Below are 13,852 nucleotides of genomic sequence, written 5' to 3' on the forward strand. Positions count from 1 at the left end.
CGACCCCGCTCTCACCGGCCGTCCACGATCGTGGCCGCCCGGCGGGTCCGGTGCGCGTGCGCCGGGTGTTCGGCCGCGCCGCGCCGCGCCCCTACGGTACGTCCATGATCGTCGCGCGCTCCATGGTCCTGTTCGCCCTCGCCGCGCTCGCCGAGATCGGCGGCGCGTGGCTGGTCTGGCAGTCCGTACGCGAACACCGGCCGTGGTGGATGGCGGGCCTCGGGGTGATCGCGCTGGGCGTGTACGGGTTCGTCGCGACCCTCCAGCCCGACGCCGATTTCGGTCGAATCCTGGCCGCCTACGGCGGGGTGTTCGTCGCGGGCTCGCTGGCCTGGGGCATGGTCGTGGACGGCTTCCGCCCGGATCGCTGGGACGTGGCCGGCGCGTGCGTCTGCCTGGTCGGCGTGGCGCTGATCATGTACGCGCCGCGCCGCTGACGCCGCTCACCACCGGTGCGGCCGACGGCACGGATGGCGGCCGGGGGAGAATCGACGGCATGGACAAGATCCGGCCCGCCTACGAGGAACTGGGCGCCGAGGGTTTCTACGTCCGCCACGGGGCGGAGTACCGCAACCCGCACGAGCCGCGGGTGCGGGCGGTGCTGGCCGAGGTGCTGACCGGGCCGTTCGCGGCCGAGCCCGGGTTGTCGGCCTCGGTGTTGGACCTGGCCTGCGGCAGCGGCGAGGCCACCCTGGCGCTGCGCGATCTGGGCGCGCGGGAGGTGGCCGGTGTCGATCCGTACACCGGCGACGCCTACCTGGAGCGGACCGGGCGGCCGGCCGAACCGTTGCGGTTCGAGCAGATCGCGGCGGGCGCGCTGGCCGGGCGCACATATTCGCTCGTGGTGTGCAGTTATGCGCTGCACCTGCTCGCCGAGTCGCGGCTGCCGGCGCTGGCCTACGCACTGACCGAGGTCACGACGGCGTTCGTTGTGGTGACTCCGCACAAGCGTCCGGTATTGCGGCCGGAGTGGGGGTGGCACCTGCATCGGGAGTCGGTCGTGGATCGGGCCCGGGCCCGGGTGTATCGCACGTTCCCGCGGTCGACCGGGTCCGCCGAGCCCGCGCGGTCTCCCGAGTCCGCCGGGTCTCCCGCGGCGACTGGGCGAGGGTGACGCCCGCACTGGCGACCACCACCAGCGCGATGCCCGCGATCTGCACGAGCACCAGCGACTGGTGCAGCACCAGGAAGCCGGCCACCCCGGCCACCGCCGGTTCCAGACTGGCCAGCAGCCCGAACGTGGCCGGCGGCAGGTGCTTCATCGCCAGCATCTCGAAGCTGTACGGCAGCGCCGAGGACAGCAGCGCGACACACGCGCCCAGCCCCAGCATCCTCGGCTCGACCAGCGCGGAGCCGGCCGTCGCCACACCCAGCGGCGTCACCAGCACCGCGGCCACCACGAAGCCCAGGGCCAGGCCCTCGATGCCGTCGAAGCGCGCGGAGATCTTCGAGGCGACCACGATGTAGCCCGCCCAGCAGGCCGCCGCGGCCAGGATGAACACGACCCCGACCGGATCGAGGCCGCCGAATCCGCCGCCGCCCAGGAGCAGCACGCCGCCGGCCGCGAGCACGATCCACACCATGTCGCGCAGTCGGCGGGACAACACCACGGCCAGGCCGAGCGGGCCCAGGAACTCCAGCGTGACCGCGGGGCCCAGCGGAAGCCGATCGATGGCCTCGTAGAAGCACATGTTCATGCCCGCGAACATCACGCCCAGGCCGCCCACCACCAGCCAGTCGCCCCGCGAACGCCCGCGCACCCGCGGCCGGGAGAAGGCGAGCAGCAGCGCGGCGGCGATGACCAGGCGCAGCGTGACCGCACCCGCCGGCCCCACCTGTGGGAAGAGCCGCGCGGCGAACGCGGCGCCGAACTGGATCGAACACGCGCTCGCCAACACCAACGACACCGCACGCCCCCGCGGTCCCGGCAGCAACCGGTCGGCGAGGGCGTGCCGCGCGCGCGAGGGCACGCCGGTGGTGGTGCGGGAGGTCATTCTCCGACACTACGGACATCGTCAAGCCGGTTCAGCCGGCGGCCCCGGATTTCGCGTCCCGTACCACCACACGCAGTGCGTCGGGGACCGGGCCGAGACGGGCCGACAACTCGCCGATCCGACCCTTCGCCGCCCGGCGTTCCCGGCCGCCGAGCACCACGCGCAGTTCGCCGTGGTAGGCGAGTGCGGCCAGCGCCGCGTCCGGGGCGGGCACGTCGGCCGCCCGACCCTTGAGCGCGCCCCACATCGCCTTCGTCGCCGCGCCGCGCAGCAACGTCTGGCGCAGCACGATCCGTCGGCGCGGGACGAGGCCGAGGACCCGGTGCCGCTCGTACCGGATCACCCGCGCCCGCTCCAACGCCGCGCCGACCCGGTCGACGGCCTGCCGGTCGCGCTTCTTGACCCAGTGGCGCCAGCGGTGCGCCCGGTCGGCCTCGCCGATCCTGGCCAGCAGGTCGGCGGCCAGCTCACACCGGGGAGCCGCGCCCGGGTGCGAGGCGCCCCTGCGGTGCGCGGTCACCCGGACCTTGCCGCCCTCGTCGTGGATCAGGCCCTGTTCGTGGAGTTCGTACAGCGCCGCCGCCTGGAGCGTCGCACCCAGATGGGTCCGGCTCACCAGGCGCCGCCGCTCGGGACTGTAGGCGAGCAGGAACACTCGTTGGGGTAGGGACGGGTTCACGTCGACCTCCTCGGCGCCAGGGCGTCACATCGTCTTCGGGTTCGTCATCACGGCGCGGCCTCGAGGTCGCCACCGTCGCCGCTGCCGCCACGACGCCGACCAGAACCGCCAGGGTCGCCTCGATCGCCACCGTCGCCTCCCCCGGGCTCGGCATCGAAATCGGTCCCGGAGCCGGAACCGACCTCGGGGTCGGAACCGGAGTCGGTCCCGGGGTCACTGTCGGGATCGGGGTCGCCGTCGGGATCGGGGGCCGCAGCCGCCGTCGGAGTCGGCTTGGGTGGTCGGCCCCGTCGGGCCGGTCGTCCGGCATTGCCGGGCATCCGACCCGCGTCGCCCAGCGCACGGCGCAGCAGGAACTCGATCTGGGCGTTGGTGCTGCGCAGTTCGTCGGCCGCCCACTTGGCGATCGCGTCGTGCACGGCCGGGTCCAGTCGGAGCAGGATCTTCTTGCGTTCGGTCACGGGGACCGACTACGCGTAGAGGGAACCCGTGTTGACCACGGGCTGCGTGGCCTGTTCGCTGCACAGGACGACGAGCAGGTTGCTGACCATGGCCGCCCGACGGTCGTCGTCGAGTTCCACCAGGTCGCCTTCCTCGAGCCGGCTCAGCGCCAGTTCGACCATGCCCACGGCGCCCTCGACGATCCGCTGCCGGGCCGCGACCACGGCGCCCGCCTGCTGGCGACGCAACATCGCCTGGGCGATCTCCGGCGCGTAGGCGAGCCGGGTGATCCGCGACTCGACCACGCTGACCCCGGCCGAGGCGACCCGGGCACCGATCTCGGCGGACAACTTGCCGGTGATCTCGTCGGCGTTGTCGCGCAGGGACATGCCGCCCTGGCCGTGGTCGTCGTACGGGTAGCTGTTGGCGATGTGCCGCACGGCGGTCTCGGTCTGGATGGCGACGAACTCCTCGAAGTCGTCCACCTCGAACTTGGCCTGCGCGGTGTCCTCGACCTGCCAGACCACGACCGCGGCGATCTCGATCGGATTGCCGTCGTTGTCGTTGACCTTGGCGGTCTGCGTCTCGTGGTTGCGGATCCGGGTGGAGACCTTGGTGCGGTCGGTGAACGGGTTCACCCATCGCAGCCCGTCCTTGCGCAACGTGCCCTTGTAGTGCCCGAACAGCTGAAGCACCCGCGCCTCGCCGGGCGCGACGGTGGTCAGCCCGCACAGCCCGAACAGCGCGAGGACGATGATCACGATCCCGCTCGTGATCGCGGCCACCTTCTGCCCGTCGTCCAGGAGCGCACCGACCACGGTCGCCACGATCCCCCCGGCGACGAACAGCACCCCGACAACCAACGCGGGCAACCCGGCCGCGCCGGTCACCACCCGCTCCCGCACCTGAGGCGCCGGCATCTCCACGACGGCCCCGGACCCGAAATCACTCACAACGCCACTCCTCACTCGACCAGCTTGCCATCACTACCATAGCAAAGTGATATCACTTTTACGCAAGCCCCCGAACCCCGGAATCGCGCCCGCGAGCCGAAACCCCGACCGCCGACCACCGTTCCGGAGCGGCACGTGGGTCGGGATTGAACGGCGGTCGGGCGTCGGGGCGGTCGCCTCCGGATCAGGTGAGGGGCTTGATGGTGCTTCCGGACTTGAGGGTGGCCACCAGTTGGGGGCGGGCCGCGGTATTCGGGGCGGCGCCGGGGGACTTGAGGATCAGCCGGCGGGCGTCCGCCGAGCCGGCGAGGGGGGCGGAGGCGGTCAGCTTGACCACGTCCCGGCTGCCGGCCGCGACCAGGTACCAGGTGCCGGATCGGGCGCGCCACCACGTGCCGGCGACGATGTCGTTGGCCGAGCGGCTGCACGCGGGCGAGTCGGCGACCCGCTCGACGGTCTGCGCGCCGTCCGCTCCGGCCCCGGGCGGCAGGAACTGGACCACGACGTCGCCACCACCCCGACGGTCGAACGCGTGCACGCACGACCACATGCCGTCCCCGGCCGCCTCCGGCAGGTCGAAGTGGGCGAACTCCCAGTTGTCCACCAGCCGCAGCCCCCGCCCGCGCAGCGTCTCCAGCACGCATGCCGTACGCGACCAGACGGTCAGCGCGCGCTCGGTCGAGGCCGCCTCCGCCGGCCGGCCGGTGTGCGCGAACTCCGGCGGCGGCATGTAGGTGAGATGGGTCGCGGACATCTCACCCAGGTCCGCGAGCAGGTACGGCCGACCGTCGGCCGCGCGCCCGGACACCAGTTCGAGCACGGGCACCGTCGCACAGCCCTCGGCCGCCGTGCCGGGATCCGGCATCGGAGCGGTCGTTCCGTCGGTGACCGGCAGCGGCCTGCTCCTGTCGTCGGGTCGGCGCAGATCCCGGATCGCCGCCTCGTCCACCCACGGCGCGAGCAACATCCGCACACCCTCCACACCCCGGTGCAACACCACGGCCGAGGCCGAGCGGGCGTCCGAGTCGTCGGCCGCGGCCACGTCGAGACGGCGACCACCCTGCTCCTCGGTGTAGCGGGCCAGGCGCGTGCCGTCGGTGAGCAGGACCACCGCGGCCCCCGCGACGTCGCCCGCGTACAGCAGGCGCGGCAGGTCGCCCGGCGGGCCGGCGGCGGCGCCCGGGCCGAGCGCGACGACGGTGCCGGCCTCGGGCTCGACCCAGGCCCGGACCGCGCGCCCGGTCAACGCCTGGTCGCCGGCGCGCGGCCCCCGGGTGGACCAGACGTCGAAGTCCAGCCGGGTGGTGGTGGTCCAGGCGTCGGCCGGAACCACCCGGGGCGCCCCGACCACGACCCGGGCGGCGGGCGCGACCGGGGTGGCGGGTGCGACCCCGGTCGCGGGTGCGACCCGGGTGTCGGACTCGGTCGCGTCGCCGGCGTACGGAACGAGGGCCGCCAGCACCGCCACGACCGCGATCGCGACCGGCGCGGTACGCCTGCGGCGCCGTCGGCGCAGCAGGTCCGACGGGGTGGCCCGGAGCGTGCACGGGTCGAAGAGGGCGGCGTGCAGCAGTCGGCCCGCCGCCGATCCGGGCCCGCCGGCGAGTCCCACCGGGTCGGCCGCGAGTGCGTCGGCCTCGGCCTCCGCGCTCGCGACGTCCTCGACGCCGGCGATCGACAACAGCTCGACCACTGCGGCCGGATCGAGACCTTCGAGCACCCGCAACACGTAGGCGGCCCGCCCCGGCCCCGACAGTCGGCCCAGCGCCTGCTCGATCGCCGGCTCGTCGGCGCCGCCGGTCGGCGGGAACAGGCGCAGTCCCCAGACCTGCGGCAGGGCCGCCGGCCGGGCCGCCCACCGCCGGGTGGACCGACACCGCAGCAGCGCGCCGCGCACGATCCGCAGCCGGACGAGTTCCGCGTCGCCCATCCCCGCCGCGCCCGGCCGACGCCGGAGGTCGCGCCATCGACCGGGCAGCGCGTTCTGCACCAGGGCATGGGCCGTGAGCACCCGGCGGTGCCGCTCCAGGCCGGTTGGCAGGATCAGGTAGGCGAGCCGCACCAGTTCGGGGTAGCGGCCGACCACCAAAGCCTCGGTACGGCGCACCGCGCGCCCGTCGAGCCGCCGCCGACACAGATCGGCCGGCTCCGCTCGGACCCGTCGCGCCCGACCCCCGATGCCCGGGTCGCTCCCGAGGTCCCGGACGGGCTCGGCCGCCGGTTCCGACGCGCTCTCGTGACCGCCTGGCATGTGATGGGTCCCCTCTCGCCGCGCCGTGGTCGGCTCCCGCGACCGGGTGCGGGGCCGTGATGGCCAACGAGCGCCCTCGAAAGGGGTCACACATAGTACGAAAATCTCTATTGTAGGGCGCTTTTCGATCGGCTCGGGTGCCTCTCGAGTCGCGATCGGCCACTTCCCGACCCGCTGCCCGACGGCCCCTCCCCGGGGTCAGCCCGGCGCGACGAACCCCGACTCGTAGGCCGCGATCACCGCCTGGGTGCGATCACGCGCGCTCAACTTGGCCAGCAGCGCGCTCACATGGCTCTTGACCGTCTCGGTGCCCAGGTACAGCTCCGCCGCGATCTCGGCGTTGTTCAATCCGCGGGCCATCGCCCGCAACACGTCGGCCTCGCGATCGGTCAGCTTGGCCCGGGCCACCGCGTCGCTGCGCACGGTCTTCCCGAAACGCTCGGCCAACGCGCGCAGTTTCGCCGGGAAGAGCAGCGAATCCCCCGTGGCCAGCGCCCGCACCGCACCGGTGATCTCCGCCGGACGGGCCCGCTTGAGCAGGAAGCCGTGCGCGCCGACCCGAAGCGCCTCGTAGACGTATTCGTCGTTCTCGAACGTGGTGATGATCAGGATCTTCGGCGGCTGATCGAGGTGCGCGAGGAGGTCGCGGGTGGCCTGGATGCCGTCCACCCGGGGCATCCGCACATCCATCGCGACCACGTCCGGGCGCAGCGACCGGACCAGCGCGAGCACCCCCGCGCCGTCGTCGGCCTCGCCGACCACCTCGAAGTCGGGCTGTGCGGCCAGGACGGCCCGCAGGCCGGCCCGCACCAGTTCGTTGTCGTCCACCAGCAGAATCCGGATCGTCACGACGCCCACCGTAGGGGCAGCCGGGCGTGCACCCGCCAGTAGCCGTCGTGCGGCCCCGCGGTGGCCTCGCCGCCGAGCAGCGCGGCCCGCTCGCGGATGCCCCGCAGCCCACTGCCGCTGCCCCCGCCGGTCCCCCGCCGCCCCGCCTCCGCCGAGGGTGTGCCGTTGCGCACGGTCAGCTCGACCTCGTGGTCGTGCACCGCCACGGTGACCTCGACCGGTACCGGACCCGCGTGCCGCAGCACGTTGGTCAGCGATTCCTGCACGATCCGGTAGCCCTCGCGCGAGATCACCGCCGGCACCGCGTCGAGCGAGCCCAGCACCCGCACCTCGACCGAGGCGCCCGCGCCGCGTGTGGTGTCGGCGAGCACCTTCAGCTCGGCCAGCCCCGGCCGGGGCGCGGCCGGCTCCGGCGCGTCGCGCAACAGCAGCAGCATGCGCTCCAGGTCCTCCAGCGCCTGCCGCCCGGTCACCTCGATCGCGTCCAGTGCCCGGTCGGCGAAGGCCGGGTCGGTGGCGAGCAGTTGCCGTGCCGCGCCCGCTTGCAGCACGGTCACAGACAACGCGTGGCCGATCGAGTCGTGCAGTTCGCGCGCGAGCCGGTTGTGTTCGAGCAGTTGCTCGGTACGCCGTTCGAGGGCGGCCAGCTTCTCGCTCGCGGACGGCCCGAGCAGCCGCTTGGCCAGCACGGTGAGCAGCAGGCCCGCACCGACCAGGTAGGCCAGCGCCGCGACGATGACGGCCAGGCCCAGCGGGACCAGCCACCAGTGCGCGGCGCCGCCCGGGAAGCTCGCCCCGTCGAACGCCAGACCGTCACCGGTCGCGGGCGACCCGATCATCGCCACGGCGGTGAAGATCGCGGACGCCGCCGGCGCGAGCCCGAGCCAGCCCAGTTCGACCCGCAGCACCAGCCACAGTGCCGTGCGCCAGCGGTCGGGCCAGGTCTGCGATCGGGTGACCGCGATGTCGCTCTCGTCGCCGGGGCGCAGCAGCAGCCGGGCCTGGAACCCCTCGAACCGGCGCGCCTCGGCGATCAGCCCGAACGCGGTCAGGATCGGGACGGGCACGGCCAGCAGCGCGACGCCGTGGCCGAGCCCGCCGTCGCCCTCCAGGCCGGGATAGACCATGGCTGTCGCGACGCCCAGGAGCAGGCCCGTGAACAGGTGGAAGCCACGCGTGTAGGTGGCGGCCGTGACCAGGGGCCGGGCGAGGCGACGGAGCCGGGCGCGCGGCGAGCTGCGGGACGAAACGATGCGGAACACCCCGCCATCCTGGCGGGTCGCCCCGGCGGCGACCTCCCCCGCCCGGGGGAGACCGTCCCCACGGTTGGGGGATCCGGCCCGGGGTCCCCGGATCGCAGTCTTGAGGCACCGCAGCAACCGGGCGGCGACCACCGGGTGTCGACGAGGTCTTCGGGCCCACACCCTCCGCATCGACTCGGCCGAACCGGCCCGGGGAGCACCACAGATGATCCGCATCCGAAGCCTGACGAAGCGCTACGGCGACGTCCTCGCCGTCGACGACCTCGACGTCGAGATCGCGGCCGGCACCGTGACCGGCTTCCTCGGCCCCAACGGCTCGGGCAAGTCGACGACCATGCGGATCGCCCTGGGCCTGGACCGCCCGACCTCGGGCGGGATCACCATCGACGGCCGGGCCTACGGCGAGCTGCCCGACCCGCTGCGCCACGTGGGCGCCCTGCTGGACGCGGGGGCGGTACACCGGCGCCGACGCGGCTACGACCACCTGCTCTTCCTGGCCCGGTCCAACCGCATACCGAGGTCGCGGGTCGACGAGGTGCTGGCGCAGGTGGGGATGACCGACGCGGCCCACCGCCGCGCCGGCACCTACTCGCTGGGGATGCGTCAGCGCCTGGGCATCGCCGCCGCGCTGCTCGGTGACCCCGGCGTGCTGATCTTCGACGAGCCGGTCAACGGCCTGGATCCGGAGGGCATCCGGTGGATCCGCGAGCTGATCCGCTCGCTGGCCGCCGAGGGCCGCACGGTGTTCGTGTCCAGCCATCTGATGAGCGAGATGGCGCTGACCGCCGACCACCTGGTGGTGATCGCCGGCGGGCGACTGCTGGCCGACACCGGGTTGACCGACTTCGTCGGCGACGGCCCGTCCCTGGAAGACGTCTATCTCCGGCTGACCGCCGGACACGAGCAATACGCGGGAGGTGGCCGGTGATGACCACGGCAATGCAGGAGACCACGACAACGCGGCGGACCGGGGCGACGCGCGTGCCCGGGACGAGCTTCGCGGCGGCCCTGGAGGCCGAGTGGATCAAGCTCCGCTCGGTGCCCTCGACCCGCTGGCTGCCCCTGGCCACGGTGCTCTCGATCGCCGGCGTCGGCGCCCTGGTCGACGCGTTCGTCGCCGAGGGCCAACGCCGCGAGGACGGTGCCGAATACGACGCCTTCACCCTCGTGCACTACGGCGTCAACTTCGGCCAACTGGCCCTGGTGGCCTTCGCGGTGCTGGCGGTGGCGGGCGAATACGGCGCGGGCACCATCCGTGCCTCGCTGGCCGCGGTGCCCGACCGGCGGCTCTTCGCCGTCGCCAAGCTGACCGTGATCACCGCCGTGGCCCTGGTCACGGCGATCGTCTCGAGTCTGACCTGCACCCTGACGGCCCGGTTGCTGCTGCCCGCCGGCGACATCTCGTTGACCGCCGCGGCCACCTGGCGCACGGCGTTCGGTCAGGTGGTCTATCTGGTGCTGCTCGCGGTGATCTGTGCGGGCGTCACCTTCGTGCTGCGCACGCCGATGGCCTCGATGGGTCTGCTGATCCCGTTGATCTTCCTCGGCACGGCCGCGCTCACCGCGATACCCGGGGTGCGCGAGGTGGCCAGGTTCCTGCCGGACAAGGCCGGTCAACGCGTCATGCGGCTGCGCGAGTTCAACGCCTACGAGTTGGCCCCGTGGCCGGGCGTCGCGGTGATGGCGCTGTGGGCGATCGCGGCGGTGGTCGCGGCGCTGACGGTGTTCCGCCGGCGCGACGTGTAACCACCGCTACGCTCCGGTTACCCACGGTCACTTCTGGGAACTCCAGAGCGCATGTCCAGATGGCGGCGGCGCGAGACGGCGGCAGGCGAGCCCCTGCCGCCGACGCGGCGCAACACCGAATTCCTGTTGCTCGTGTTCGCGGTCCTGGTCCCGGTCTTCGCCTACGCGAACGTCGGCCTGGCCAGGCACGGCTCGATTCCCCCGGACACCGCGAAATACGGCCTGGGGCTGGGCCTGCTGGTCCTGATCGCGCACATCCTGGTCCGCTTCTTCGCGCCCTACGCCGATCCGGTGCTGCTGCCGATCGCCGCCCTGCTCAACGGTCTGGGGCTGGTGTTGATCTACCGACTCGACCTGGAGACGCCGAACGTGCAGGCCGCGTCCTCGCAACTGATGTGGTCGGCCATCGGGGTGATCCTGTTCGCGGCCGTGATGATCGCCGTGCGCGATCACCGCTCCCTCGGCAAGTACGCCTATCTCGCCGCCGCCGTCGCGCTGTTCCTGATGATCGTCCCGGTCTTCTTCCCCGCCATCAACGGCGCGAAGGTGTGGATCCGGCTGGGCTCGTTCTCGTTGCAGCCCGGCGAGTTCGCGAAGATCATCCTGGTCGTCTTCTTCGCGTCCTACCTCGCCGGCACGCGCGAGACGCTGATGATGATCGGGCGCCGGTTCTGCGGCGTGAACCTGCCCCGCGGCCGCGACCTGGGACCGGTGCTCGCCGTGTGGCTGACCTCGGTCGGCATCCTGGTCCTGGAACGCGATCTGGGCACGTCCGTCCTCTACTTCGGCGCGTTCGTGGTGATGCTCTACGTGGCCACCGCCCGGATCGGCTGGATCCTGGTCGGCCTGATCCTGATCGCCCTCGGCGCGTTCGTGGTCGGCTCCGCCGAACCGCACGTCCACAGCCGCGTACAGAACTGGATGGACCCGTTCGCGAGCATCCACGCGGGCCTGGGCCCGGGGCAACTCGCCCAGTCGCTGTTCTGTTTCGCCGCCGGCGGCCTGCTCGGCGCGGGCCTCGGCCTGGGCCACTCGATCCTGGTCGGGTTCGCCGCAAAGAGCGACTTCATCCTCGCCACCGTCGGCGAGGAGCTGGGACTCACCGGCATCGCCGCGCTGTTGGTGCTCTACGCGCTCCTGGTCGCCCGCGGCTTCCGGGCGGGGCTGACCGCGCCGGACGCGTTCGGCTCGCTGCTGGCCTACGGGCTGTCCGCCGTGCTGGCGATCCAGGTGTTCGTGGTCGCCGGCGGGGTGACCGCACTGATCCCGCTGACCGGCATGACCATGCCCTTCCTCGCCCAGGGCGGCTCGTCCGTGGTCACCAACTGGGCCCTGATCGCCCTGCTGATGAAGATCAGCGACCGGGGCCGCCGCCCGCTCGCGCCGATCGAGGAACCCGTCCCGCTGCCCGAGGAGGTGCGCGCGTGATCGTCACCGCCCGACGCGCCGCCGGATTCTGCCTGCTGCTGCTGCTCGCGCTGCTCGGCAACGCGACCTGGGTCCAGGCCCACAAGGCCGACACCTACGACCACATGAGCGGCAACCGCCGTCCGCAGATCATCCGTTACCAGCAACCGCGCGGCGACATCCTGGTGGCCGACGCGCCGATCACCGGATCGCCGCACACGGCCGATTCCTTCGACCTGGCCTACGGACGCAGCTACACCGACGGCCCGCTCTACGCCCCGGTCACCGGCTACGCCTCCCAGCTCTACGGCACCTCGCTCCTGGAGGGCGTCGAGGACGACATCCTCGCGGGCACCGATCCGCGCCTGGGCGCCTGGCCGGTGATCACCGCCGTCACCCGCAGGCGCAGCGCCGCCGGCAACGTGGCCACCACCATCCTGCCCGCGGCCCAACAGGCCGCGTTCAACGGCCTGGCGAGCACCGGCAACAAGGGCGCGGTGGTCGCCCTCGACCCCACCACCGGCGCGATCCTGGCCCTGGTCAGCACCCCGTCCTACGACCCGGGCGCGGTGGCCGGCGCGAACCGGGCCGCCCGCGCCGCGTGGGCCGCGCTCGACGGCGACCCCGACCGGCCGATGCTCAACCGCGCGCTGCGCGAGACCTATCCCCCGGGCTCCACGTTCAAGGTGGTCACCGCCGCCGCCGCGCTCGCCTCCGGCACGGTCGCCGACCCCGACGAGCCGACCGCCACCCCCGACCCCTATCCGCTGCCGGAGACCCACACCCTGCTCGGCAACGAGGCCGACGGTTGCCGCAACGCCTCGCTGCGCCACGCGCTGACGGTGTCCTGCAACACGGTCTTCGCCAAGCTCGGGGTGGACATGGGCGCCGAGGTGATGCGTCGTCAGGCCACCGCGTTCGGATTCGACGACCCGAAGTTGCGGATCCCGGTCGCGGTCACCCGGAGCGTGTTCCCCAAGAGCCCCGACCGACCGCAGACCGCGCTTTCCTCGATCGGCCAGTTCGACACCCGCGCCACCCCGCTCCAGATGGCGATGGTCGCCGCCGGCATCGCCAACGACGGCGAGGTGATGCGCCCGTACCTGGTCGAACGGCTCACCCGCGACGACGGCAGCACCGTAGTGGGCACCGAACGACAGACCCTGGCCCGCGCCGTCCCCCCGTCGGTGGCCCGCCGACTCCAGCGCATGATGCAGGACGTGGTCACCACCGGCACCGGCGGCAACGCCCGGATCGACGGCGCGGTCGTCGGCGGCAAGACCGGTACCGCCCAGCACGGCGAGCAAAACCGCGCCGTGCCCTACGCGTGGTTCATCGCGTACGCCAAGCCGAGCCCCGACGCGAAGCCCGCCGTCGCGGTCGCGGTCGTCGTGGAGGACGGCGCGGCCGACCGCGCCGACATCACCGGCGGCGGCCTGGCGGCCCCGATCGCCAAGGCCGTCATGACCGCCGTCCTGTCCCGCTGACCACCCGCCCCGCAGGCCACCGCCGACCCGGCACCCTCACCGACTCCGCCGCCCCGGCCGCGACGGACCCGCCCGCGGTCAGCTCTTCCGCAACCCCGCCAGCACCCGGTCGATGACCTCTCCCACCTCGCGCCGCGCCACCGCCGGATCGGCGGCACGCGCGGTGTACATGCTCGCCTCCGAGATCAACGAGGCCAGCAGCCGAGCCAGCGGCGGCACCGGCAACTCGTCGATCTCGCCGTTGTCCATCGCCTGCCGCAGCCACGCCGCGAGCAACCCGTGCCCGTGCTCGTCCACCAACGCGTCCCACGACCCGGGCCCCAGCACCGCCGGGCCGTCCACCAGCACGATCCGCTGGAAGTCCCCGGTCGTACATACGTCCAGGAACGACTGGAAACCGTGTCGCAACTGATCCCAAGGTTCACTCGGATGGTCCTGGGCATGACGCATCTCGTGGGCGACGAGCGCCTCGGCCGCCTCGGCCGCGACGGTCTCCATCACGGCGCGGAACAGGTCGGCCTTGTCCTTGAAGTGGTGATAGAGCGCACCCCGGGTCACCCGGGCCTGCGCCACGATCTCCTCGGTACCGGTCTGTGCGTAGCCCCGGGTCGCGAACAACTCGCGGGCGGCTGCCAACAGGGCCGCACGGGTGTCTGCGACATGTTGTGCCCGACGCGTGACCGCCATACAACCCCCACGTGACGTACAGCCTGTATGTTGAAGATGTTGTCATCATCGGGCGCCCCCGGGCAACGACGCCACGCCGAGCACGGTTTCAGCGGA

General features: G+C 72.9%; 13 protein-coding genes. 5 read left to right on the forward strand and 8 right to left on the reverse strand.

Features of this window, described 5'->3' with window-relative positions; all coding sequences use genetic code 11:
• Window positions 1-104: 104 nt before the first annotated feature.
• A complete protein-coding gene (locus tag EMA17_RS31455; protein ID WP_126640560.1) occupies window positions 105-437 on the forward strand; it encodes a YnfA family protein in 333 nt (110 codons plus the stop codon).
• Between the two features lie 477 nt (window positions 438-914).
• Here the strand turns inward: EMA17_RS31455 and EMA17_RS31460 are convergent, their stop codons facing one another.
• From EMA17_RS31460 to EMA17_RS31490, 7 genes are all read right to left on the reverse strand, one after another.
• On the reverse strand, window positions 915-1,994 hold the full coding sequence (locus EMA17_RS31460; protein WP_126640561.1) for an EamA family transporter: 1,080 nt from the start codon (window positions 1,992-1,994) through the stop codon (window positions 915-917).
• A 31-nt stretch (window positions 1,995-2,025) separates the two neighbouring features.
• On the reverse strand, window positions 2,026-2,673 hold the full coding sequence (locus tag EMA17_RS31465; RefSeq protein ID WP_126640562.1) for a GOLPH3/VPS74 family protein: 648 nt from the start codon (window positions 2,671-2,673) through the stop codon (window positions 2,026-2,028).
• 47 nt (window positions 2,674-2,720) lie between these two features.
• Window positions 2,721-3,134 carry a type II toxin-antitoxin system antitoxin gene (locus EMA17_RS56090; protein WP_371863066.1) on the reverse strand — a complete coding sequence of 138 codons (414 nt, stop codon included), beginning with the start codon at window positions 3,132-3,134 and terminating at the stop codon, window positions 2,721-2,723.
• A gap of 9 nt (window positions 3,135-3,143) precedes the next feature.
• Window positions 3,144-4,034 (reverse strand): SPFH domain-containing protein, encoded by an 891-nt coding sequence (locus EMA17_RS31475; RefSeq protein WP_170222285.1) that lies wholly within the window; start codon window positions 4,032-4,034, stop codon window positions 3,144-3,146.
• Between the two features lie 217 nt (window positions 4,035-4,251).
• Window positions 4,252-6,318 (reverse strand): hypothetical protein, encoded by a 2,067-nt coding sequence (locus EMA17_RS31480; RefSeq protein ID WP_126640564.1) that lies wholly within the window; start codon window positions 6,316-6,318, stop codon window positions 4,252-4,254.
• Between the two features lie 198 nt (window positions 6,319-6,516).
• The gene (locus EMA17_RS31485; RefSeq protein ID WP_371863067.1) at window positions 6,517-7,176 is read right to left on the reverse strand and encodes a response regulator transcription factor; all 660 of its coding nucleotides are present in this window, start codon (window positions 7,174-7,176) and stop codon (window positions 6,517-6,519) included.
• Window positions 7,164-8,429 (reverse strand): sensor histidine kinase, encoded by a 1,266-nt coding sequence (locus EMA17_RS31490; protein ID WP_246127022.1) that lies wholly within the window; start codon window positions 8,427-8,429, stop codon window positions 7,164-7,166. Before EMA17_RS31490 ends, EMA17_RS31485 begins: the two co-directional genes overlap by 13 nt.
• Window positions 8,430-8,634: 205 nt before the next feature.
• Here EMA17_RS31490 and EMA17_RS31495 point away from each other — a divergent pair, with 205 nt between their 5' ends.
• Genes EMA17_RS31495 through EMA17_RS31510 form a run of 4 tightly spaced genes read left to right on the forward strand, consistent with a single transcriptional unit; the run spans window position 8,635 to window position 13,069 of the window.
• A complete protein-coding gene (locus EMA17_RS31495) occupies window positions 8,635-9,357 on the forward strand; it encodes an ABC transporter ATP-binding protein (protein ID WP_126640567.1) in 723 nt (240 codons plus the stop codon).
• Complete coding sequence (locus tag EMA17_RS31500) at window positions 9,357-10,175, forward strand: ABC transporter permease (RefSeq protein ID WP_126640568.1); 819 nt, start codon at window positions 9,357-9,359, stop codon at window positions 10,173-10,175. Before EMA17_RS31495 ends, EMA17_RS31500 begins: the two co-directional genes overlap by 1 nt.
• A 51-nt stretch (window positions 10,176-10,226) precedes the next feature.
• Complete coding sequence (locus EMA17_RS31505) at window positions 10,227-11,603, forward strand: FtsW/RodA/SpoVE family cell cycle protein (RefSeq protein WP_126640569.1); 1,377 nt, start codon at window positions 10,227-10,229, stop codon at window positions 11,601-11,603.
• The gene (locus tag EMA17_RS31510; RefSeq protein ID WP_126640570.1) at window positions 11,600-13,069 is read left to right on the forward strand and encodes a penicillin-binding transpeptidase domain-containing protein; all 1,470 of its coding nucleotides are present in this window, start codon (window positions 11,600-11,602) and stop codon (window positions 13,067-13,069) included. Before EMA17_RS31505 ends, EMA17_RS31510 begins: the two co-directional genes overlap by 4 nt.
• Before the next feature lie 78 nt (window positions 13,070-13,147).
• Here the strand turns inward: EMA17_RS31510 and EMA17_RS31515 are convergent, their stop codons facing one another.
• A complete protein-coding gene (locus EMA17_RS31515; RefSeq protein ID WP_126640571.1) occupies window positions 13,148-13,756 on the reverse strand; it encodes a TetR/AcrR family transcriptional regulator in 609 nt (202 codons plus the stop codon).
• Window positions 13,757-13,852 lie beyond the last annotated feature (96 nt).

Source organism: Embleya hyalina, from assembly GCF_003967355.1.
In the GTDB taxonomy this organism is placed as follows: domain Bacteria; phylum Actinomycetota; class Actinomycetes; order Streptomycetales; family Streptomycetaceae; genus Embleya; species Embleya hyalina.

Excerpts from the sequence above, each read along its gene's own strand:
- EMA17_RS31455 (WP_126640560.1), top strand. The coding sequence starts at position 105 with ATGATCGTCGCGCGCTCCATGGTCCTGTTCGCCCTCGCCGCGCTCGCC.
- EMA17_RS31460 (WP_126640561.1), bottom strand. The coding sequence starts at position 1,994 with ATGACCTCCCGCACCACCACCGGCGTGCCCTCGCGCGCGCGGCACGCC.
- EMA17_RS31475 (WP_170222285.1), bottom strand. The coding sequence starts at position 4,034 with ATGCCGGCGCCTCAGGTGCGGGAGCGGGTGGTGACCGGCGCGGCCGGG.
- EMA17_RS31480 (WP_126640564.1), bottom strand. The coding sequence starts at position 6,318 with ATGCCAGGCGGTCACGAGAGCGCGTCGGAACCGGCGGCCGAGCCCGTC.
- EMA17_RS31495 (WP_126640567.1), top strand. The coding sequence starts at position 8,635 with ATGATCCGCATCCGAAGCCTGACGAAGCGCTACGGCGACGTCCTCGCC.
- EMA17_RS31500 (WP_126640568.1), top strand. The coding sequence starts at position 9,357 with ATGACCACGGCAATGCAGGAGACCACGACAACGCGGCGGACCGGGGCG.
- EMA17_RS31505 (WP_126640569.1), top strand. The coding sequence starts at position 10,227 with ATGTCCAGATGGCGGCGGCGCGAGACGGCGGCAGGCGAGCCCCTGCCG.
- EMA17_RS31515 (WP_126640571.1), bottom strand. The coding sequence starts at position 13,756 with ATGGCGGTCACGCGTCGGGCACAACATGTCGCAGACACCCGTGCGGCC.